Genomic DNA, 20,384 nt, shown 5'->3' with positions numbered 1-20,384 from the left:
GGTCTCTCCCGCGCGGTCTCAAGAGTCTTTTTCCGGAAACCGCGCCGCCCGGCGTGTCGGCGGCGCAAGGTGTGCCATTGCCTGTTCGCGGTTGCCTGCCCGCATGATCCGGCGTGGCGGGGACGCCGCAGTCATGGGAAAAATGCGTATACAGACGAATTGGCCGCCCGTTTTGACAGCCTGTCACTCAATTCGTCGTTTTCTGCGGCATGGGTGCAACACTGTATTTGAACCGCCACGCTTTCGCGTTAAGGTGAAGCGAGGTTCACCAACCCTGGCAGAGCATGACCTTTCTCTTCGAGCCATTCCGACGCTGGCGCATTGGGCGTCGCCGGTTCAGCCGCTGGGCCGCCGAGGTCAATCTCTGGCCGAAACTGGAAGTCGGGCTGGCGGCTGTGACGCTGATCATCGGCGTCGGGAGCTATTTCATCCTCTCCAGCCAGGCGACGGTCGTTCGCATCAATTCACCCCATCTGCTCACCTGGATCATTGTCGCCAACGCCATCCCGCTCAGCATCGTCGCGTTCCTCGTGGTGCGGCGGCTGCGGGTGCTGCTGGCCAACCGGCGGCGGGGCCTTGCGGGGTCGCAGCTGCATATCCGCCTCGTCGGCCTGTTCGCCATGGTGGCGATCATCCCCACGGTGCTGGTGGTGGGGTTCGCCACCTATCTGTTCGATTCGGGCCTCCAGTTCTGGTTCTCGGACCGGGTGCGCACCGTGCTCGACAACGCGGACCAGGTGGCGCAGGCCTATGTGCGGGAGAACCGCGACCGCATTCGCGGTGATCTTCTGGCCATGGCGGGGGATCTCAGCCGCCAGGCGCCGGTGCTGGGGCGCGACGTGCAGGCGTTCACCGACGTGGTGCTGTGGCAGGCGCTGGCGCGCGACCTCACCGAGGCCATCGTGTTCCAGGTGGCGCCCGACCGCGCGATGGACGTGGTCACCCGCGTCACGCTCGACCCCAACGTCACCACCGCCCGGTTGCCGGAGGACGCGGTGAACCGCGCCGCCGACGGCAACATCGTCGTGATCGAGGGGCGGGGCGAGGACAACAACCGGGTGCAGGCGGTCATCCGGCTGGACGGCTACAAGAACACCTTCCTCTATGTCAGCCGCAAGGCGAGCCCGCAGGTGCTCGACCAGGTGGCCCGCACCCAGTCGGCCCTGTCGGACTACCGCCAGCTGGTTCAGCGGCGCAGCGATCTTCAGCTGCGCTTCAACATCATCCTGGTGGTGATTTCGCTGCTCATCCTGCTCGTCTCCATGTGGGCGGCGCTGTGGCTGGCCAACCGGATCGTGGCCCCGATCGGCCGCCTCGTGCGGGCGGCGGACCGGGTGGGGCGGGGCGATCTCACCGTGCGGGTGCCGGTGCGCGGCAGCCCGGACGAGTTCGGCGTGCTCGCCCGCGCCTTCAACCGCATGACAAGCCAGCTTGAAGCGCAGACCAGCGCGCTCGTCTCCGCCAATACCCAGCTGGACCAGCGCCGCCGCTTTACCGAGGCGGTGCTGTCGGGCGTGTCGGCGGGCGTGCTCGGCGTGTCGGCGGAGGGCGTGGTGACCTTGCCCAACCGCTCGGCGGCGATCCTGCTGGAGACGGAGGAAAGCCAGCTGGCGGGACAGCCGCTGGATCAGGTGGCGCCGGAGCTGGCGCCCCTCCTCGACGAGGCGCGTTCGGCACCGGACCACGAAGCCAGCGGCCAGATCGTGGTGCGGCGCGGCCATGTGCACCGCACACTGATGGCGCAGGTGAGCCCGGAGACGCGGGGCGGCGAACTGGCGGGCTGGGTCATCACCTTCGACGACATCACCCAGCAGCTGGCGGACCAGCGCCGGGCGGCGTGGTCGGATGTGGCGCGGCGCATCGCTCACGAGATCAAGAACCCGCTGACGCCGATCCAGCTGGCGGCGGAGCGGCTGCGGCGCAAGTATCTGAAAGAGATCGCGAGCGATCCGCAGACCTTCTCCAACTGCACCGACACGATCATCCGGCAGGTGGGCGACCTGCGGCGCATGGTGGACGAATTCTCCTCCTTCGCCCGGATGCCCAAGCCCGTGTTCCAGCCGGAGGCGGCGCTCGACATCATCCGTCAGGCGCTGTTCCTTCAGGAAGTGGCGCACACCGACGTGGTCTTCCGGCTGGAGGCGCCGCCCTCCCTGCCGGTGATGGTGTGCGACCGCCGCCAGATCGGGCAGGCGCTGACCAATCTCATCAAGAACGCGGTGGAGGGCACGCAGGCCCGCCGGGAAGAGGAGGGGCCGGGCTCCGGTTACCAGCCCACCATCACGGTCTCGGCGCAGGTGGAGAACGATGTGCTGACCATCGCCATCGAGGACAACGGCATCGGATTCCCGGCCGAGCTGAAGAACCGGCTGACGGAGCCCTATGTCACCACGCGGGCCAAGGGCACCGGCCTCGGCCTCGCCATCGTGAAGAAGATTGCAGAAGACCATGAAGGCAGCCTCGAACTGCGCGATTGCCCGGAAGGGGGAGCAATCGCGGTGCTTCGGTTCGATCTCGCCGAATTGGCGTTGCTCGCTCAGGCGGGTGACGGCGCGGACAAGAACCTGGGTGAGGACATAACAAGAGTGGGTCATGGCGCTTGATATTCTGATTATCGACGATGAAGCCGATATCCGGGACCTGGTCTCGGGCATTCTGGAGGATGAAGGCTTCGGCACCCGCACGGCAGCGGATAGCGACGGCGCCCTGGCCGCCCTGTCCGAACGGCGCCCGTCGCTGGTCATTCTGGACATCTGGCTCCAGGGCAGCCGGCTCGATGGCCTGGAACTGCTCAGCCTGATCAAGGACCGTGACCCGAGCCTGCCCGTCATCATGATCTCGGGGCATGGCAACATCGAAACCGCCGTCGCGGCCATCAAGCGGGGGGCCTACGACTTCATCGAGAAGCCGTTCGAGTCCGACCAGCTGCTGCTGCTGGTGCAGCGGGCGACGGAGGCCGAGCGCCTGCGCCGCGAGAACGAGGAGCTGCGCGAGCGTGCCGGGCTCGATCTGGAGCTGACCGGCTCCAGCCCCGCTATCAACAACGTCCGCAACGTGCTGAAGAAGGTGGCCTCCACCGGCAGCCGCGTGCTCATCACCGGTCCCGCCGGGTCGGGCAAGGAGGTGGCGGCGCGCCTGCTGCACCACTGGTCGCCGCGCGCCAACGCGCCGTTCGTTGTCATCGGCGCGGCCAGCATGGAGCCGGAGCGGGTGGAGGTGGAGCTGTTCGGGCTGGAGAAGGACGGCGTGGTCGTCAAGACCGGCCTGTTCGAACAGGCCCACGGTGGCAGCCTGCTGCTCGACGAGGTGGGGGACATGCCGCTGCACACCCAGGCCAAGGTGCTGCGGGTGCTCACCGATCAGGTGTTCCAGCGCGTGGACGGCACCCGCAACGTGCGGGTGGACGTGCGGGTGATCAGCGCCTCATCCAAGGACCTGCGGGAGGAGATCAACGCCGGGCGGTTCCGCGAGGATCTGTTCTACCGGCTCAACGTGGTGCCCATCCGCATTCCGCCGCTGACCGAGCGGCGGGAGGACATTCCCGCGCTCATCGACCTGTTCCTCAAGCGCCTGTGCACCCAGCGCGGGCGGCGCATTCCCCGGCTCAGCGACGACGCGCTGGCGGCGCTCCAGGCCTATGACTGGCCGGGCAATGTGCGGCAGTTGCGCAACATGATCGAGCGCACGCTGATCCTGGCGGGGGGCGACGACATCAGCGAGATCGACCTGTCGATGCTGCCCCCGGAGGTTGTAGCCGAGCCGGCGCGGCTGTTCCCCAGCGAGGCCGCCCAGTCCATCATGGCGACGACGCTGCGGGAGGCGCGGGAGGCCTTCGAGCGGGAATACCTGCGTGTGCAGATCCGGCGGTTTTCCGGAAATATCTCCCGGACCGCGGCGTTCATCGGCATGGAACGCTCCGCCCTGCACCGGAAGCTGAAGGCCCTGGGCCTCGGCGACGACGAGCGGACGGAGGGAGAAGTGTCGAATGGATAGAAGGTTTGTAGGATAGGAAACAGGCCGATCAGGCGAGGTTTGCCCGGGTGGCATACAACCATGGCGCTGGTGTTTTGGGTTGTGTTTCAAATGCCACGCTGCCATAGTTGCCCGAGAAACCTCTAGCATTACAACTATCTAGCGTTCTCACTCGTAATAATACGTAAGGTTCATTCGCAGTTTCCCGGCAGGGAAGCGGCCGGATGGACTGAAAAAGGAGCCAAGCGAGGGCTTAATGGCGGAAAAACCAAACAACCTTCAGGACATTTTTCTGAACAACGTTCGCAAGAACAAGACACCGGTGACGATGTTTCTGGTGAACGGCGTGAAACTGCAGGGCGTGATTACCTGGTTCGACAACTTTTCGGTTCTGCTTCGGCGGGACGGCCATTCGCAACTTGTGTACAAGCACGCGATCTCCACGGTGATGCCGGCGGCTCCGATCTCCCTGTTCGAGCAGGAAGGTCAGCCAGGCGAGGGAGCGTAACGGCACCTTTGTCCAAGCAACGACGCAGTCTTTCGTCGGAACTTTCGGGGGCGGCTCAGTCCGGGGACGGACTGGGCCGCGACCCTTTGCGGGCGCTTGTCCTGCATCCCGACCAGCGCAGTGAGGGCCAGAGCCTCCGCTCGGTGGAAGCCGAGCTGGAGGAAGCCGTTGGCCTTGCGGAAGCCATTTTCCTCGACGTGGTGGCCGCCGAAAGCGTGACGATCCGCCGGGCACGTCCCGCGACCCTGTTCGGGCCGGGGCAGGTGGAGCAGCTCACGGCGCTCATCAAGGAGAAGGGGATCGGCCTGGTCGTCGTCAATGGCGCGGTCTCGCCGGTCCAGCAGCGCAATCTGGAAAAGGCGTTCGGCTGCAAGGTCATCGACCGCACCGGCCTGGTGCTGGAGATCTTCGGCGAGCGGGCGCACACCCGCGAGGGTACGTTGCAGGTGGAACTGGCCCACCTCATGTACCAGCAGAGCCGCCTCGTTCGCACCTGGACCCACCTGGAGCGCCAGCGCGGCGGCTTCGGCTTCCTCGGCGGCCCGGGTGAAACCCAGATCGAGACCGACCGCCGCCTGATCCGCGACCGCATCGCCAAGCTGCGGCGCGAGCTGGAGGACGTGCGCCGCACCCGCACCCTGCACCGTCAGCGCCGCCAGAAGGCGCCTTATCCGGTGGTGGCGCTGGTGGGCTACACCAACGCCGGCAAGTCCACGCTGTTCAACCGCATGGCGGGGGCTTCCGTCATGGCGGAGAACCTGCTGTTCGCCACCCTCGATCCGACCATGCGGGCGATCCGGGTCGGGCGTGAGGACAAGGTGATCCTGTCCGACACGGTGGGGTTCATCTCCAACCTGCCGACCCAGCTGGTCGCGGCGTTCCGCGCCACGCTCGAGGAGGTGGTGGAGGCGGATATCGTCCTGCACGTGCGCGACATCTCCCACCCGGATACGGAAGCGCAGAAGCAGGACGTGATGAGCGTGCTCGACGAGATGGGCGTCCTCGACGAAGGCGGCCCGGTGATCGTCGAGATCCTCAACAAGATCGACCAGTTGCCGCCGGAAGTGCGCGAGGCGGTCGAGGGACTGGTGGCGCGGGACCAGAACGTGCTCGCCGTCAGCGCCTTGAACGGGGAGGGGGTGGAAACCCTCCTGAACCGGCTTGGCGACTACCTCTACGCCCACGCCCGTCTCTACGAGATGGAACTGCCGGTCAGCGATGGCCGCCGCCTGGCCTGGCTCTACCGTCACGGCGACGTGCTGGAGCGCCGGGACGAAGGCGAGAGCGTTTTCCTGCGGGTGCGCCTGACGGCCCAGCAATACGGGCGGTATCAGGAACTCTGAGTGAGGCTTTCCATGCAAGGGGGTCTTGGACCCCCTTGCGATCCCCCTTTCGCTATCGGGCCGCGTTTCCTGTGCGCACTGGAAACGCGGCCGTTTGAAACGAAAGGGAGGTGCAGGAGGGTCCAAGACCCTCCTGCATATTTGAATAAAAACAATATCTTAATTCTGTTTCTTCACCTTATGCCAAAGCTCTTCCATGGCATCCAGGTCGAGCGTCGGGAAGCCTTCGCCCGCCGATTGCTCCATGGCGCGGAAGCGGGTTTCGAACTTGAGAGTGGCGCGGCGCAGGGCGCCTTCGGCGTCCACGTTCAGTTTGCGGGCGAGGTTGACGGCGGCGAAGAGCAGGTCACCGATCTCGTCCTCGATGGCGTCGGCGCTGCCGCTCTGGACGGCGTCGCGGACTTCCGCGATTTCCTCCTCGATCTTGGGGATCACATCGTCCGCCGCGCGCCAGTCAAAGCCCACGCGGGCGGCGCGGGCCTGGATCTTCTGGGCGCGGAGCAGGGCGGGCAGGGCGGTCGCCACCCCGTCGAGGGCGCTCGGGGGCGGGGTGTCGCCGGCGTGTCCGTTCGCGGCCTTGGCGGCCCGTTCGCGGGCCTTCAGCTCCTCCCAGGCCCGGGTCTGCTCCTCGGCGCTCTGAACGCTGGCATCGCCGAACACATGGGGGTGACGGCGGATCATCTTGGCATTGATCGCCTCGACCACGCTTCCTATATCAAAAGAGCCTTCTTCTGCCGCCATTTGCGCGTGGTAGACCACCTGAAGCAGCAGATCGCCCAGTTCCTCGCACAGGGCCGGCCGGTCGCCCGTGCGGATGGCTTCCGCCACTTCGTAGGCTTCCTCGATGGTGTATGGCGCGATGGTTTCGAACGTCTGGGCCAGATCCCAGGGGCAGCCGCCTTGAGGGTCGCGCAGTCTGGCCATGATCTCGACCAGACGGGCGAAGGCAGCCGTCGCCGTGGCCGGTTGTTTCGGCGGCGGTGAAGCGTTCAAACCTTCGGACATGCAGTTCATCCCATGTTCAGGGTGGATAGGCGAAAAAGGCTTTAATGCACCGATGTGTGCGTCAGCAAGGAGAGTGCGATGGCTTGGACTTCGACGCGATTGGCCGTCCTGGGTACGGTGTTGCTGGCCTCCATCGTGTCAGTGATTGCCGTCGGCCAGCGTGAACTGTCCAGGAACAAGCCGGAAATGGCTGAACTGAGCATGACGGCTTACCCCGACAACAGCATGTTGATCCCGGCTGGCTATCGCCATCAGGATCATATGAAGTCCCGGCTGGTGCATGAGCGGCCGACGCTGGTCCGGCTTGGTCTCGAGCCGCGCTTCGCTCGCCTTTGATCTCACATCACACCGGAATTGCGATCAGCAGCTTGAAAGGGGCATTCAGAGAGTGCCCCTTTTATGCTGTGCTGCATAACGTGTAATCTATGTTATGTAAAATAAGGTTGAGGGCAAAGCGGCTGCCAGTCCCCTGACAGCCGTTTTGACCCGTTTTCCGGCGTTTGCGGTTCGATCAGACCATCAGGCCGCTTCGTTCGCGCCCTTCACGGCCTTGGACGCTGCCTTGCCCTTCTTCAGCGACTTGCCGTGATTGGAGATCCAGTCCATGGCCGCCAGCAGCACGCCGGAGATCACGAACACCAGATGGATGGTGATCATCCAGCGGATCTTCTCCGGCGGATACTTGGTCACGTCCATGAAGACCTTGAGCAGATGAATGCCGGAGATCGCCACGATCGAGGCCACCAGCTTGAGCTTGAGCGCCGCGAAATCCACCTCGCCCTGCCAGTCGGGCCGGTCCTCGTGGTCCGCCAGGTCCATGCGGCTGACGAAGTTCTCGTAGCCCGAGAAGATCACGATCATCAGCAGATTGGCGGCCAGGCTGACGTCGATGAGCGCCAGAATGCCCAGCACCGCATCGTTGACGGTCATGGTCGGGATCGTCAGGGCGAACTCGTAAAGCTCCTTCAGGAACACCCAGACGAGAATGAGCAGCGCCGCCGCAAGTCCGATGTACATGGGCGCCATGAACCAGCGGCTGGCAAACAGGCTGCGTTCGATCAGTTTTTCCACGCGATGCACCTCCTTGAACCCAGCTGGCTATACGGGCGGTGCCTCCTGCGGATCAAGAAACTTGCGCGGGGGCTCAGAACCGGTACGCGAGGCCGAGGAACACGGAGGGTTGCCACCGCTGCTCGACCAGCGGGCTGTCGGCCGCGTCATCGAGCAGACGGTCGAGGCTGACGCTGCCGCTGATGTGGATGTGGCGCGTGAACGAGTAGATGGCGGTCAGCGAGGCGGACACCTCCTTGAAGCCGCTGTCCGCCTCGAACGCCGGCAGGCCCGAGCGGTCCGCCTCAAGGGCGTCGATACCGAAGTAGCCCTGCATGTAGCGCCGGCTGGCCCATTGGGCGGAAACGGTTGGAATCAGCGTGACTTGCTTGCCCGGGCGGAAGCGATAGCTGAACGTGAGATCGGCCAGCGTCCCGTCCGATCCGCCGAGGGACCGGGTGACGCCCGCGGTCAGGCTCGCCTCGGGCGTGAGGAAGACGCGCACGATCCCGCGTGCGCCGACGGCCGATTTCAGCCTGTTGACGCCTTCGGGCGAATACTTCGCCTTGCGCCCGCGCACGTATGTGACCCCCGCCCCGACCTCCAGCCGGTCCGACCGGAGGAGGTCCACGCCCGCGCCATCCCATAGGTTGGCGTAGAGCCGCCCGTAGCGCAGATCAAATACCGGCCCGGCGATCAGCCGGTCGCCGCTCGCGCCGTCGTAGTCGGGCACCAGGGCCGCGCCGACGCCCACGAAGCCTGTCAGCCGGAGGGTGCTGTCCGCGGTCTCGTCCGGCGCGGCATGGGTCGCGGTGATGTTGCTTGCGGCCAGTATGCCGGCAACCATCAGACCAGAAACGGTGGCGGTTGCTCGTCTGGCACGCTTCGGCATGACAACTCCAATCGGGTCACTGGTTGGGTAACTGGTCGATCTGTCCTTGAATGAACGGCTCAGATCCCGGAACGAGCCGCGCTTCGCTCCCTTCCCTGCTCCCGCCAGCGGGCAACCCCGGCGTTTCCTGAACGTTTCCAATCCTATCAGAGGCCAAAAAAACAGGGGAGACTATCATGCCGAGACAGCGGAAGGACATTTTCGATGCGCTGACGGCGGACCACGATCGGCACCGCAGTCTCCTGAAGACGCTGGGAAACGGGAATACGGCCTCCGACAAGCGCATGGCGCTGTTCGAGGAACTGACGCGCGAACTGAAGGGCCACGCCGCAGCGGAAGAACAGGCGCTTTATTCGGTGATCCTCGCCAAGCCGGAGATGACCGACAAGGCCCGCCACTCGGTTGCCGAGCACAAGGAAATCGACGACCTGCTCAACCATCTGGCGACGGTTGATATCGCGACGAAGGAATGGTCCCGGAAGTTCGCGGAGCTGTCCGATGAATACATCCATCACATCGACGAGGAAGAGGAAGAACTCTTCCCCGATGCCTCGGATGTGCTGACCGAGGCCGACGAGGTGCACATGCGCGTCGTGTTCGAGCGCCGCAAGAAGGTCGAGAAGGCGCAGGCCGAGATCACGCCCGAAGTCGAGCCGGAGAAGTAGGGTCACTCCCCTGCCCTGTGGCGTTCGGTGCCGCCTGTTTCGCCTGTGCCAGAAGTCCGGCGTACAGAACGCAGGGGATCAGAGTTCGATCTCCAGGCCGTCGTAGCCGGGCTCCACATGGAGCGGCAGCCGCGCCTTCAGCTCATCGTAGTCCAGATCCCAGTTCATGTGGGTCAGGATGGCCCGCTTGGGCTTGAACTTTTCGATCCATGCCAGGGTCTGGTCGAGGTGCGGATGGGTCGGATGCGGGTCGTAGCGCAGCGCATCCACGATCCACAGGTCGAGGCCGTGCAGATACGGCTCCGAGGCGGCCGGAATGGCGTTCAGGTCCGTGGTGTAGGCCACCTTGCCGAAGCGGTAGCCCACCGAGGTGATGTGGCCGTGAACCAGCGGGAACGGCTGCACCGTGACAGGGCCGACGGCGATCGGGCTCTGTTCATCAATGACATGAAGCTTGCCGATGGCGGGATAGCCCTCAAAGCCTTCGAACACATAGCCGAAGCGCTGCATCAGCGTGCGGGCCGTGGCCTCGTTCGCGTAGCAGTCCACAGGCCGGTGCATGGAATGGAAGATGCCGCGCAGGTCGTCGATGCCGTGGGTGTGGTCCGCATGGTCATGGGTGTAGAGCACCGCGTCCAGCTTCGTCACCTCGGCGTCCAGCAGCTGCTCGCGCAGGTCCGGCGAGGTGTCGACCAGGATCTGGGCCCCCTGCTCTTCCACCAGAATCGAGACGCGGCGGCGCCGGTTCTTCGGGTTCTTCGGGTCGCAGCGCCCCCACAGGTTGCCCACCCTCGGCACACCGCCCGACGTGCCACATCCCAGAATACGAACCTTCATGAGAGCTTGTCCCTTTTGGGTTTTTCCTTGCAGGAGGGACTGCGTCCCTCCTGCAAAAATCCCTTCAGTTTTAACCCCTAACGCGCCTTGCTGAACAGGCGGAAGAAGTTGGCGGTGGTGGTCTCCGCCAGTTCTTCCACCGTCTGGCCGCGCAGGTTGGCCACGAAGGCGGCGGTGTGCGTCACGAAAGCCGGTTCGCAGGGCTTGCCGCGCATGGGGACGGGCGCGAGGAACGGGCTGTCGGTTTCGACCAGCAGGCGGTCCTGCGGAATGGTTTTCACCGTTTCCTGCAAGTCCCTGGCGTTCTTGAAGGTCACGATGCCGGAGATGGAGATGTAGAAGCCCAGCTCCAGCGCGATCTCGCCAAAGGCCTGACTGGCGGTGAAGCAGTGGATGACGCCGGTGTAGGGCCCCTTCTCCATTTCTTCCCGCAGGATACGGGCGGTGTCTTCCTCCGCGTCGCGGGTGTGAACGATGAGCGGCAGGCCCGTCTCCCGGCAGGCGGCAATGTGCGCGCGGAAGGACGCCTGTTGCTGCTCGCGCGGGCTGTGGTCGTAGAAGTAGTCGAGCCCGGTCTCACCGATGCCGATCACGCGCGGGTGGTCGCACGCTGCTACAAGCTTGGCCGTGTCCACCTCCGGGTGGGTTTCGGCCTCGTGCGGGTGGATGCCGACGGTGGCGAACACGTCAGGCTCCTGCTCGGCGAGGCCCACCACCTCGGCCCACTCGTGCTCCTTGGTGGAGATGTTGAGGAACCGGCCCACGCCCGCGGCCCGGGCACGCGCCAGCACGCCCGGAACATCTTCGCGCAAGCCCTTGTAGTTCAGGTGACAATGGCTATCGACCAGCATGAACGCGCCCTACTCCGCTTCGTACCTGACGTTTCGTGTTTGAATGCGAGGGCCTTGGTCCCTCGCGCTCCCTTTCGTTGATACGGCCGTGCGTTCTTCCCTCGTTGCTGCGCGCCTTCCGGCTTCTCCAGTCGACTCCCCGGGCCAAGCCAGACGCGGCCCGTTGCAACGAACGGGAGGTTGCCGGAGGGTCAGAGACCCTCCTGCCTGAAAACTACGCCTTGGCTTCAGCGGCGCCGTCCTCGGCGGGCAGCTCCAGCCTCGGGAAGATGGGGCTCGGAGGGCTGAGCGTAAAGCCGCTGTCCTTGTGGCGCTGATACCAGGTGGCATCGTCCAGCGCGGCGAAGCTGCGCTCGCCTTCGGGAATGCCCAGCGTTTCCAGCAGCTTGGCGGCGGACGTTGGCACCACCGGTTGAATGGCGATGGCGAGGTCGCGGATGGCCTTCACCAGCACGGCCAGCACCGCCTCCATGCGCGCCGGATCGGTCTTGCGCAGCGCCCACGGGGCCTGACGGTCAATGTACTGGTTGCAGGCGAACACGCCGCGCATCCAGGCCTCCAGACCCTGCGAAAGCTCGAACTTCTCGAAGCGCTGGATGAGTTCGCGGGTGGCGGACTTCACCTCGCCCAGCAGCGCCTCGTCCTCGGCGTTGCTCCCCTCGCCCGGCTCCGGCAGGAGGCCTTCCAGGTTCTTGGCGATGAAGGAGAGCGTGCGCTGGGCCAGGTTGCCGAAGCTGTTGGCCAGTTCCGCATTGGACCGCGCTACAATGGCTTCGTGGCTGTAGCTGCCATCCTGCCCGAACGGCACCTCGCGCAGGAAGAAGTAGCGCACCGGATCGACGCCGTAGAGATCCGCCAGACCGTGCGGGTCGATGACGTTGCCCACGGACTTGGACATCTTCTCGCCGCGGTTGAACAGGAAGCCGTGGCAGAAGATCTGGCGCGGCAGCGGCAGGTTGGCGGACATCAGGAAGGCGGGCCAGTAGACCGCGTGGAAGCGGACGATGTCCTTGCCGATGATGTGGACGTCTGCCGGCCAGTACTTCTTGAAAGTCTCCGATTTTACATCGGGATAGCCGACACCGGTGATGTAGTTGGTGAGCGCGTCCACCCACACGTACATCACATGGCCCTCGGCGCCCGGCACCGGGATGCCCCAGTTGAAGCTGGTGCGGCTGATGGACAGGTCCTTGAGGCCGCCCTTCACGAAGCTCAGCACCTCGTTGCGGCGGCTTTCGGGGCGGATGAAGTCCGGGTTGGCCTCGTAGTGGGCCAGCAGCCGGTCCTGATACTTGCTGAGGCGGAAGAAGTAGCTCTCCTCCACCGTCCACTCCACCGGCGTGCCCTGCGGGGAAAGCTTGGTGCCGTCTTCGGCGACGGTCAGTTCGCTCTCGTCGTAGAAGGCTTCGTCGCGCACCGAGTACCAGCCCTCGTAGCGGTCGAGGTAGATGTCGCCCGCCGCTTCCATGGCCTTCCAGATCGCTTGGCTGGAAACGTAGTGGTCCGCGTCGCTGGTGCGGATGAAGCGGTCGTAGGAGATGTTGAAGCGGTCATCCATGGCCTTGAACGCCGGGGCCATCTTGTCCGCCATCTCGCGGGCGGTCAGGCCGTGCTTGCGGCCGGTCTGCTCCATCTTCAGGCCATGTTCGTCCGTGCCGGTCTGGAAGTACACGTCCTCGCCCATCAGCCGGTGGAACCGGGCAATGGCGTCGGAGGCGATCGCCTCGTAGGCGTGTCCGATGTGCGGCGCGCCGTTGGGATAGGCGATGGCAGTGGTGATGTAGAAACGGTTACGGTCGGCCATGGCTCACACTAGGTTCGAGGTACGGACAGACGCCGAGGCCACGATCCGCGACAACTCGAACACCACGGACCTGGGATCGAGCGCCAGAGGGACCGCCGCACCGGCGAGATCCCGTGCCTTCTCCCACAGCGACACGAGACGCGCAAGATCGGCGGGGTCCGCTTCCTCTGCCATGGTCGCGAGCCGCTCCGGCACAAGCTCCAGGAACGCCTCGTAGCGCGGCTGGGCGGCGGCGGCCGAGAGCGTCGCCGCCAGGTTCAGGGCCAGCGCCCCGTCGGGGTCGCCGGTGCGCGCCAGCATGTCGAGCGCGGACTCCAGCCCCTCGATGTCGAGCCCGGCAAAGCGCAGCGCCCGGCCCGGGCAGCCCTGGGCGATGGGCACCAGCCGCTCGATCTCGGCCGTGGCGAGGTCGGGCCGCACGCTGCGCAGCGCGGCGTGGACGCTGGCGGGCTCCAGCGGCGCGAGCACCAGCCGGCGGCAGCGCGAGCGGATGGTGGGCAGCAGCCGCCCCGGCGCGTGGCTCACCAGCACGAACAGGGTTCTGACCGGCGGCTCCTCCAGCATCTTGAGAAGGGCGTTGGCGGCGGCCCGGTTCATGTCGTCGGCGGCGTCCACGATGACGACCCGCCAGCCGCCGTCCGCAGGCGTCGTGCCGAGGAACGGGATCAGCGCCCGCACCTGATCGACGCTGATCTCCTTGGCGAGCTTGCCCTTGTCGTTCTCGAGGCGCTCCAGCACCTTGAGGCCCGGGTGGCTGCCCGCTGCCATCAGGCGCGCGGCGTGATTCTCGGGGTCAACGTCCAGATTGGCGGGCGCGACGCTGCCGAACAGGCCGCCCGCGCCCTCCTCCGTCCCGCCGCCTGCCAGCACGAAGCGGGCCATGCGGTAGGCGAGCGTCGCCTTGCCGACGCCGCGCGGGCCGGTCAGCAGCCAGGCATGGTGCAGGCGGCCCGCGGTCCAGGCCTCCAGAAAGCTGCGCTCGGCGGGGCCATGGCCGAACAGATGGAGCGTGGTCAGCGGTGTTGCGGGGGCGTCTTCGCTCTCTGCGCTCACAGACTCAACCTTTCGCGGACGATCGCCTCGATCGCGGCAGAGACTGCCTCAACCGGCGCGCTGGCGTCCACCACCGCGCAGCGGTCGGCAAAGCGTTGCGCCAGATCGAGGAAGCCCCGGCGCAGGGCTTCGTGGAAGCCCACGTCATGCGCCTCGAAGCGGGTCTCCGCGCCGTGGCGGCTGGCGGCGCGGGCAAGGCCGATGGCGGGCGGCAGGTCCAACACCAGGGTGAGGTCCGGCCACAGCGGCCCGGTGGCAAGGCTGTGCAGCTGGAGCAGCGTCTCCAGCGCCATGCCCTTGGCCGTGCCCTGGTAGACCAGCGTGCTGTCCACATAGCGGTCGCACAGCACCCAGGCGCCGCGCGCCAGCGCCGGCTCGATCAGCCGGGTCACGTGATCGTGGCGGGCCGCGTTGAGCAGCAGGGTCTCGGTGACCGCGTCCCAGCGGTCGACCGCGCCCTCGACGATCAGGCGGCGGATGGACTCCGCCCCGTCCGTGCCGCCGGGCTCGCGGGTGATGACCACCTCGCGCCCCTGCGCCCCCAGCCAGTCCGCCAGAAGGCGGATGTGGGTGGACTTGCCTGCCCCCTCCCCGCCTTCCAGCGTGATGAACCGCCCCCGCACTGCTTACTGGCCTGCCACGGCTGCCGTTGCCGCCGGTTTCGGCGCGCCGAACAGGGCGTTCTTCAGGCCCGCCCAGGCGCGGGCGAAGAACCCGGCCTCCTCCACGTCCGCGCCCGCCAGCAGCGGATAGGTGACGGGCTTCTGGCCCGGCGCGGTGATGACGAGGTTGGCCACCTGCTGGCCCTTCTTGATGGGCGCCGGGATCGGGCCGGTATAGCTCACCTTCACCTCCAGCTTGCCGCGCGAGGCGCGGGTGGTGGTGATGGCGGCGTCCGTGTCCAGCACGAGCGGGACGGTGTCCGCGCTGCCGAGCCACACCGGCGCGTTGTCAACGACCGCGCCCTTCTTTGCCACGCGGTAGGTCTTGAAGGTGCGGAAGCCCCACTCCATCAGCTTGACGGATTCATTGGTGCGGGCCGCCATGGACGGCAGGCCGTTCAGCACCATCACCAGACGCTGGCCGTCCTGCACGGCCGAGCCGGTGAAGCCGTAGCCCGCCGCTTCCGTATGGCCGGTCTTGACGCCGTCCGCGCCGCGCACCTTGCCCAGAATGGGGTTGCGGTTCGGCTGGGTGATCGGCTTGCCGCTCATGGTCTGGCCGAAGGTGAACGACGGCACGCCGTAGAACTTGGCGTAGAGGTCTGGGAAATCGTTGATGGTCCGCAGGGCGATGATCGCCAGATCGCGGGCGGAGGCGTACTCCTCCGGGTCGGGCCAGCCGGTGGTGTTGGCGAAGTGGGAGTTGGTGAGCCCCATCTTCTTCGCCGCCTCGTTCATCAGGTCCACAAACGCCTGCTCGGACCCGGCCAGGCCCTCCGCCAGCACCACGCAGGCGTCGTTGCCGGAGACGGTGACGATGCCGTGGAGCAGGTCTTCCACCGTCACCTGCGCGCCCACGGGCAGGAACATGGTGGAGCCCCGGTTGTTCCAGGCCCGCCAGGTCTCGGGAGAGACGGTGATCTTGTCATCCAGCTTCACCGTGCCCTTCTTGATCATGTCGAAGGCCACGTAGACGGTCATCATCTTGCCCATGGACGAGGGCGGCATGGGCTCGTCGGCGTTCTTCTCGAACAGCACGGTGCCGGTATCTGCCGAGATCAGGTAGGCGAACGGCGCCTCCGTCTCGAACGTCGGCACCTGCGCCAGTGCGCTGCTGGCGAAGAGCAGACCGGCAAATCCCAATACGATACGCTTCATGGATAGTCCTCGACTCTGCAACGGTTGATTAGCTGATGGGACGCAGCGTGACGTGGGCGTCGGCATAGCCTGCCGCGCGAATCTTGGCCAGCACGATCTCCGCTGTCTCTGGACTGTCGAAGGGGCCGATCTGCACGCGATAAAGCCCGCGCCCGGTCGGCTCCACCAGGGATGCGCCGAAGCGGCGCATGTTGAGGGCGAGGGTGTCGGCGCGCTCGCTGTCGGACAGCGCCGCCACCTGAATGTAGACGATGCCCCCCTGCCCCGTCTGCGGCAGCGGCTCCGGTGCGGGCGGGGGCACTTGCTCTGCCGTTTGCACCGGGGCCTGATAGACCGGCGGCTGGTAAGGGGACGGCGGAACGTCGGTCTGCGTCACGGTCGCGCTTTGGGGAGCGCTGACCGGAGCACTGGCCGGGGCGCTGACCGGAGCACTTGCCGGGGCACTGGCCGGGGCATGCGGCTGGGCCTGGGCCACCACGGTCGGCGGAAGCGAAGGCGTGATCCGGCCGCGCGCGTCCGGGTAGACGCGGCGCACCCGCACCGGGGCGGTGCCGGTCTGGTCAAAGCCCAGCAGCTGCGCCGCGCGGCGGGACAGGTCGATGATCCGGCCCTTGACGAACGGTCCGCGGTCGTTGATCCGCACCAGAAGCTGGCGGCCGTTGTTGAGGTTGGTCACCTCCACGTAGCTCGGCATGGGCAGGATCGGGTGGGCGGCGCTCACCTCGTTCATGTCGAAGATCTCGCCGTTGGCGGTCCGCTGCTTGTGGAACTTCGGCCCGTACCAGGAGGCGATGCCGGTCTCGTCGTAGTCCTTGATGTCGGCCGGGTAATACCAGCGGTCGCCGACGCGGTAGGGGTTGCCGATCTTCACCACCCCGCCCGGCCCCGGCTTCACCGCAGACCCCTGCCCGGCCGTGGAGATCGGCCCGGTGGTCGCGCGCACGCTGTGCCCCGACGAACAGGCCGAGGTCAGGGCCGCCGTCATCAGCAGCAGCGAAAGACGCGCGGCCTTAACCATCGAGGGCATCGGCGAGCTGGGCGACGGACAGGGCATAGAAGTTCGAGCAGTTGTATTTGAGGAAGGCGCGGTAGTTCCGGGTCGTCAGGAACGCCGGCCCGCCCGGCCCGTCGGGCTCGATGAGGCTCATGGGGGTGTCCGGCGCCGGCCAGGCTCCGGGCCCCTTGGCAGGGACCAGCCCGAGCTGTTGCCACTCGGCGGCGGTCAGCCAGCGGCTGTGCTTCTCGATGACCCGGCTGCATTCCTCCGGCACCTGCTCCTGGCGCAGCGCCGCGCGGTCGAGCGTGGCCGGAACCGTGACGGCGAACCCCCAGGTAAGGCCCGGCTGCCAGCCATGGCTGACTAGGTAGTTGGCGGTGGAGGCGAACACGTCGGTAAAGTCGCTCCACAGGTCGGGCCGGCCGTCGCCGTTGGCATCGACGGCGAAGCGCAGGTAGCTGGTCGGCATGAACTGGGTGTGGCCGAAGGCGCCCGCCCACGAGCCGCGCAGCTGCTCGGGCGAGGCCATGTTCCGGTCGATGATCTGAAGCGCGGCCCACAGCTCCCGCCGGAACAGCTCCGACCGGCGGCCCTCGTAGGCCAGCGTCGCCAGCGCGGGCAGGATCGGGAAGTTGCCGGTGTAGCTGCCGTAGTTGGTCTCCATGCCCCAGATGGCCATGAGCACGCCCGCCGGCACGCCGTAGTTCCGGGCGGCAAAGGAGACGGCCTCGGCCACGGTCTGCTTGCGGTTGAGGCCGCGGGCGATCTTGTCGGGCGTCAGGCGTTTGGAGAGGTAGCTCTGGAAGGAGGGCGTCACCGAATTGGGTGCCTGCGCCCGGTCAAGCTTGATCACCGTCTCCGAGAGGGTGATGCCGTTCAGCGCGGCCGAGAGCGTGCTCTCGGCCATGCCAGCCGCCAGCGCCGCCGCGCGCACGTCCGCCAGCCAGTCGGTGAAGCTCTGCCCGGGCCTGGGCGCGGGCAGCACGTCGAATGACGCCGGCTCGACCGCCGCCACTGCCGGCTCGGCGGGGGCCGGAGCAGCGGCCACGTCCTGCCGGGGCGCGGCAGGCGTTTCCACCGAGATCGGCGTCCCGTCCTTGTCAGAGGAAATGCAGCCCGTCAGGGCAGTGATGGCCACGAGGGGCCCAAGCCATGTCCGTTTCATCGTCGTCCCGCCCAATCGAGACGATTCTGTGCCATACCCCTCTGGTCGATCCAAGGAAAAATGCGGCCAGACGAGCCTCGGGAGGGGCGCTGCGGGGAACCCGCCCGGCCGTTTCGGCGGTGCTGCCCGCGCAAGCGAAGCGGGGCCGCTCCGGCGCGTTGGGGGGGCGCTCCCCTGCCCCGGCGCAATCTTCCTCTTGCGCCCTGCGCCGAGATGGGGAATGAGAGCGTAACGCCGCCAGGGGCACGGAGAGGTGGCCGAGTGGTTTAAGGCAGCGGTCTTGAAAACCGCCGTGGGTACAAGCTCACCGTGGGTTCGAATCCCACCCTCTCCGCCACGACCTTTCCGGGTGTTTGGCGAAATCTGTTGACGCAAATGGCCGATCCTTGCGCGCGGCGCGTGCGGCATCGCAGAAGGACGACGTTCTGACGTTCTTCCGCCAGACGGCCGGTCTGGCAGATCTCGAACCCCATCTGATCGCGACAACATACTGCGGCCAGGTCTTCCGGGAGCGCCTGTCCTCGGGCTCGAACGACAGCATCTATGCGGCTGTCTATGGCGCCGGCTCGTGGGGCGGGCTCAGCCTGCGCGTGGGAGGCTTCTATGCCTGGCAGGAGTTCGATGTCAGCCGCACGGTCGTCTTCCCGAACTTTTCCGACCATACCGAGGCCTCTTACAACGGCTGGACTGCCCAGGCCTTTGGTGAACTGGGATATCAGATCAATCCCGGCGACGCGGTGACTCTGGAGCCTTTCCTTGGCGGATCGGTGATGCGCCTGCATATGGATGGATTCCGGGAAGAAGGCGGCGCTGCCGCTCTGGTCGGGAACAGCCGAAACCATGATCTCGAGACCATGACGCTCGGCGTGTCCTACTCCGGCCAGTTCGGCGCGCGGGCGCAGGCGAATGCCGTCAAGGGTAACTTCACCTGGCGCTTCCAGACCCGGTGAGAACCACCCGGCCGCCCCTCACGGAAGAAGGCTCGGGCGCCGTTTCCGTGCCCTCAGGCGGCAGCGAGCGGTATCCTGCCGAAGCAGGATACCGCCGCGCATGGGGGGCGCAGTGGCTGGCCCCTGTCGGCCGGTCAGGCTGCCGGGCGCGGGTCAGGATCAGGCGCCGGGCGAGCCGGACCCGCAAACACGCCGGGACCTGAGGTGCATCAACCCCGCCGAGACCAGCGCGGCCATCGTCGTGGCGTAACAGACAATCGGCCACGCGGAGTCACCGTTCAGCAGCGTGATCGCCAGAGTCCCGGCAATGCTGACGATCAGGCTCTGGATGCAGAAGTAGAACGCAACCGCTGATCCTGCCACATCGTCAAACCCTGCAAGCGCACCGTTGGCGGTGACGGACACGGTCAAGACGATGCCGGTTGCCATGACCCACATCGGCACGATGAAGGTCAGGAACGCTGGCGAACCGGAGAGTTCGCCAGCGGCCAGCAGGACAGCGCCAGAGACCAGCAGCGCCATCCCGCGCGCCACGCATCCGGCAATGCCCCATCGCGCGACAAACGCCTTGGCGCCGCGGGCGGTGAGGATCATCACCACAGCGACCGTGGAAAAGGCCAGGCTGAAGCCGAATTCCGAATAGCCCGCCTGCCCTATGAGGACGCGGGGGGACGTGGAGAAGAAGACAAAGAACGTCCCCATCCCGGCGCTGAAGGCGAGCGTGTAAACCCAGAATGCCGGGCTCGAGAGGACCGGCAGTCCGGATCGACACACCGCCGCTGCGTTCAACGGCCGGGTTTCATGCCACCGCATGCCCGCATTCGCGAGAGCCGGCAGCGCCAGCGCCGCCAGGGTGACGAAGATCAGCCGCCACCCGAATTGATCGGCGAGCAATGCGCCCGCGACAGGGCCAAGGGCCGGGACGAAGGCCAGCATCGAACTGAGGAGGCCATAGATGACGGAGCCTTCGGACCGGTTCGCATAGACGTCGCGAACCGTCGCAAACACCGCGACCAGCGCGGCCGACGCACCGACCGCTTGCAGAACCCGGAACGCGACAAAGGTCGTGGCATCGGACGACGAGGCTGCGCCGAGAGACGCAACGACAAACACCGTTCCGCCTGCAAGCAGAACCGGCCGCCGTCCAATGCGATCGGACAGGGGCCCGAACACCACCTGCCCCACGCCGAGCATCACCATGTAGAGGCTCAACGTGAGCTGAATGACGGACGGCGTGGTCTTCAGAATGCCCGGCATCGCCGGAACAACCGGGAGATAGATATCCATCGCCAGAGACGCGAGGATATCAAAGGGAGCCAACAGCAGCAGCGCTGCCGGCAAGGAATAGGCCCACGAAGGGCGTGAAACGGTCATAACAAACCACCGCTCGATCGGAATGAACCAAACGGCGTCTGCTTGTCAGCAATCAGAAGGGATTGGCTTTACAGAGCGCCGCAACAACAATGCCTGCT

18 protein-coding genes, 1 tRNA gene and 1 pseudogene are annotated in these 20,384 nt (G+C 66.2%); 8 read left to right on the top strand and 12 right to left on the bottom strand.

Translation table 11 applies throughout. From position 1 onward, the window contains the following. The first annotated feature begins 284 nt into the window (after positions 1–284). The 4 genes and pseudogenes from ACSJJU_RS08460 (at position 285) to hflX (ending at position 5,823) form a co-directional block, all read left to right on the top strand. On the top strand, positions 285–2,603 hold the full coding sequence (locus ACSJJU_RS08460) for an ATP-binding protein (RefSeq protein WP_435914914.1): 2,319 nt from the start codon (positions 285–287) through the stop codon (positions 2,601–2,603). Next, positions 2,593–3,993 (top strand): nitrogen assimilation response regulator NtrX, encoded by a 1,401-nt coding sequence (gene ntrX / locus ACSJJU_RS08455; protein ID WP_435914913.1) that lies wholly within the window; start codon positions 2,593–2,595, stop codon positions 3,991–3,993. The genes ACSJJU_RS08460 and ntrX overlap by 11 nt, the downstream gene beginning before the upstream one ends. A gap of 235 nt (positions 3,994–4,228) precedes the next feature. Beyond that, positions 4,229–4,474, top strand: a pseudogene (hfq, locus tag ACSJJU_RS08450) (RNA chaperone Hfq); the annotation flags it as partial. 92 nt (positions 4,475–4,566) lie between these two features. Next, positions 4,567–5,823, top strand: a complete 1,257-nt coding sequence (gene hflX, locus ACSJJU_RS08445; RefSeq protein WP_435914912.1) for a GTPase HflX — start codon at positions 4,567–4,569, stop codon at positions 5,821–5,823. A 159-nt stretch (positions 5,824–5,982) separates the two neighbouring features. Here hflX and mazG read toward each other — a convergent pair whose 3' ends face one another. Beyond that, complete coding sequence (gene mazG / locus ACSJJU_RS08440) at positions 5,983–6,828, bottom strand: nucleoside triphosphate pyrophosphohydrolase (RefSeq protein ID WP_435914911.1); 846 nt, start codon at positions 6,826–6,828, stop codon at positions 5,983–5,985. A gap of 78 nt (positions 6,829–6,906) precedes the next feature. On the opposite strand from mazG, the gene ACSJJU_RS08435 reads away from it, so the two are divergent. Beyond that, on the top strand, positions 6,907–7,164 hold the full coding sequence (locus ACSJJU_RS08435) for a hypothetical protein (RefSeq protein WP_435914910.1): 258 nt from the start codon (positions 6,907–6,909) through the stop codon (positions 7,162–7,164). 183 nt (positions 7,165–7,347) lie between these two features. Here the strand turns inward: ACSJJU_RS08435 and ACSJJU_RS08430 are convergent, their stop codons facing one another. Beyond that, positions 7,348–7,899, bottom strand: a complete 552-nt coding sequence (locus ACSJJU_RS08430; protein WP_435914909.1) for a TIGR00645 family protein — start codon at positions 7,897–7,899, stop codon at positions 7,348–7,350. A 73-nt stretch (positions 7,900–7,972) separates the two neighbouring features. Then, positions 7,973–8,725, bottom strand: coding sequence for a MipA/OmpV family protein (locus tag ACSJJU_RS08425; RefSeq protein WP_435914907.1), 753 nt, complete (start codon positions 8,723–8,725; stop codon positions 7,973–7,975). A 221-nt stretch (positions 8,726–8,946) separates the two neighbouring features. On the opposite strand from ACSJJU_RS08425, the gene ACSJJU_RS08420 reads away from it, so the two are divergent. Next, positions 8,947–9,435, top strand: a complete 489-nt coding sequence (locus ACSJJU_RS08420) for a hemerythrin domain-containing protein (protein ID WP_435914906.1) — start codon at positions 8,947–8,949, stop codon at positions 9,433–9,435. A gap of 78 nt (positions 9,436–9,513) precedes the next feature. Here ACSJJU_RS08420 and ACSJJU_RS08415 read toward each other — a convergent pair whose 3' ends face one another. From ACSJJU_RS08415 to ACSJJU_RS08380, 8 genes are all read right to left on the bottom strand, one after another. Continuing rightward, positions 9,514–10,272 carry an MBL fold metallo-hydrolase gene (locus ACSJJU_RS08415; protein WP_435914905.1) on the bottom strand — a complete coding sequence of 253 codons (759 nt, stop codon included), beginning with the start codon at positions 10,270–10,272 and terminating at the stop codon, positions 9,514–9,516. 77 nt (positions 10,273–10,349) lie between these two features. Then, complete coding sequence (locus tag ACSJJU_RS08410; protein WP_435914904.1) at positions 10,350–11,123, bottom strand: TatD family hydrolase; 774 nt, start codon at positions 11,121–11,123, stop codon at positions 10,350–10,352. A 214-nt stretch (positions 11,124–11,337) separates the two neighbouring features. Continuing rightward, a complete protein-coding gene (metG, locus tag ACSJJU_RS08405) occupies positions 11,338–12,927 on the bottom strand; it encodes a methionine--tRNA ligase (protein WP_435914903.1) in 1,590 nt (529 codons plus the stop codon). A gap of 3 nt (positions 12,928–12,930) precedes the next feature. Beyond that, a complete protein-coding gene (locus ACSJJU_RS08400) occupies positions 12,931–13,980 on the bottom strand; it encodes a DNA polymerase III subunit delta' (protein WP_435914902.1) in 1,050 nt (349 codons plus the stop codon). After that, positions 13,977–14,603 (bottom strand): dTMP kinase, encoded by a 627-nt coding sequence (gene tmk / locus ACSJJU_RS08395; RefSeq protein WP_435914901.1) that lies wholly within the window; start codon positions 14,601–14,603, stop codon positions 13,977–13,979. Before tmk ends, ACSJJU_RS08400 begins: the two co-directional genes overlap by 4 nt. 3 nt (positions 14,604–14,606) lie before the next feature. Further along, complete coding sequence (locus ACSJJU_RS08390; RefSeq protein ID WP_435914900.1) at positions 14,607–15,800, bottom strand: D-alanyl-D-alanine carboxypeptidase family protein; 1,194 nt, start codon at positions 15,798–15,800, stop codon at positions 14,607–14,609. A 28-nt stretch (positions 15,801–15,828) separates the two neighbouring features. After that, positions 15,829–16,818: a septal ring lytic transglycosylase RlpA family protein gene (locus ACSJJU_RS08385; RefSeq protein ID WP_435914899.1), complete on the bottom strand. Its 990-nt coding sequence runs from the start codon at positions 16,816–16,818 to the stop codon at positions 15,829–15,831. Beyond that, the gene (locus tag ACSJJU_RS08380; protein ID WP_435914898.1) at positions 16,811–17,935 is read right to left on the bottom strand and encodes a lytic murein transglycosylase; all 1,125 of its coding nucleotides are present in this window, start codon (positions 17,933–17,935) and stop codon (positions 16,811–16,813) included. The genes ACSJJU_RS08385 and ACSJJU_RS08380 overlap by 8 nt, the downstream gene beginning before the upstream one ends. A gap of 274 nt (positions 17,936–18,209) precedes the next feature. On the opposite strand from ACSJJU_RS08380, the gene ACSJJU_RS08375 reads away from it, so the two are divergent. Continuing rightward, positions 18,210–18,299: transfer RNA gene (locus ACSJJU_RS08375), tRNA-Ser, on the top strand. A 49-nt stretch (positions 18,300–18,348) separates the two neighbouring features. Beyond that, positions 18,349–18,912, top strand: coding sequence for an autotransporter outer membrane beta-barrel domain-containing protein (locus tag ACSJJU_RS08370; RefSeq protein WP_435914897.1), 564 nt, complete (start codon positions 18,349–18,351; stop codon positions 18,910–18,912). 159 nt (positions 18,913–19,071) lie between these two features. Here the strand turns inward: ACSJJU_RS08370 and floR are convergent, their stop codons facing one another. Next, positions 19,072–20,286, bottom strand: coding sequence for a chloramphenicol/florfenicol efflux MFS transporter FloR (floR, locus tag ACSJJU_RS08365; RefSeq protein ID WP_435914896.1), 1,215 nt, complete (start codon positions 20,284–20,286; stop codon positions 19,072–19,074). Positions 20,287–20,384: the final 98 nt, after the last annotated feature.

This window comes from Pedomonas sp. V897, from assembly GCF_051304405.1.
Taxonomy (GTDB): Bacteria; Pseudomonadota; Alphaproteobacteria; order Sphingomonadales; family Sphingomonadaceae; genus Pedomonas.
This window is presented reverse-complemented; position numbering and strand designations above follow the sequence as displayed.

Excerpts from the sequence above, each read along its gene's own strand:
- ACSJJU_RS08460 (WP_435914914.1), top strand. The coding sequence starts at position 285 with ATGACCTTTCTCTTCGAGCCATTCCGACGCTGGCGCATTGGGCGTCGC.
- ntrX (WP_435914913.1), top strand. The coding sequence starts at position 2,593 with ATGGCGCTTGATATTCTGATTATCGACGATGAAGCCGATATCCGGGAC.
- mazG (WP_435914911.1), bottom strand. The coding sequence starts at position 6,828 with ATGTCCGAAGGTTTGAACGCTTCACCGCCGCCGAAACAACCGGCCACG.
- ACSJJU_RS08435 (WP_435914910.1), top strand. The coding sequence starts at position 6,907 with ATGGCTTGGACTTCGACGCGATTGGCCGTCCTGGGTACGGTGTTGCTG.
- ACSJJU_RS08425 (WP_435914907.1), bottom strand. The coding sequence starts at position 8,725 with ATGGTTGCCGGCATACTGGCCGCAAGCAACATCACCGCGACCCATGCC.
- ACSJJU_RS08420 (WP_435914906.1), top strand. The coding sequence starts at position 8,947 with ATGCCGAGACAGCGGAAGGACATTTTCGATGCGCTGACGGCGGACCAC.
- ACSJJU_RS08415 (WP_435914905.1), bottom strand. The coding sequence starts at position 10,272 with ATGAAGGTTCGTATTCTGGGATGTGGCACGTCGGGCGGTGTGCCGAGG.
- ACSJJU_RS08410 (WP_435914904.1), bottom strand. The coding sequence starts at position 11,123 with ATGCTGGTCGATAGCCATTGTCACCTGAACTACAAGGGCTTGCGCGAA.
- metG (WP_435914903.1), bottom strand. The coding sequence starts at position 12,927 with ATGGCCGACCGTAACCGTTTCTACATCACCACTGCCATCGCCTATCCC.
- ACSJJU_RS08390 (WP_435914900.1), bottom strand. The coding sequence starts at position 15,800 with ATGAAGCGTATCGTATTGGGATTTGCCGGTCTGCTCTTCGCCAGCAGC.
- ACSJJU_RS08385 (WP_435914899.1), bottom strand. The coding sequence starts at position 16,818 with ATGGTTAAGGCCGCGCGTCTTTCGCTGCTGCTGATGACGGCGGCCCTG.
- floR (WP_435914896.1), bottom strand. The coding sequence starts at position 20,286 with ATGACCGTTTCACGCCCTTCGTGGGCCTATTCCTTGCCGGCAGCGCTG.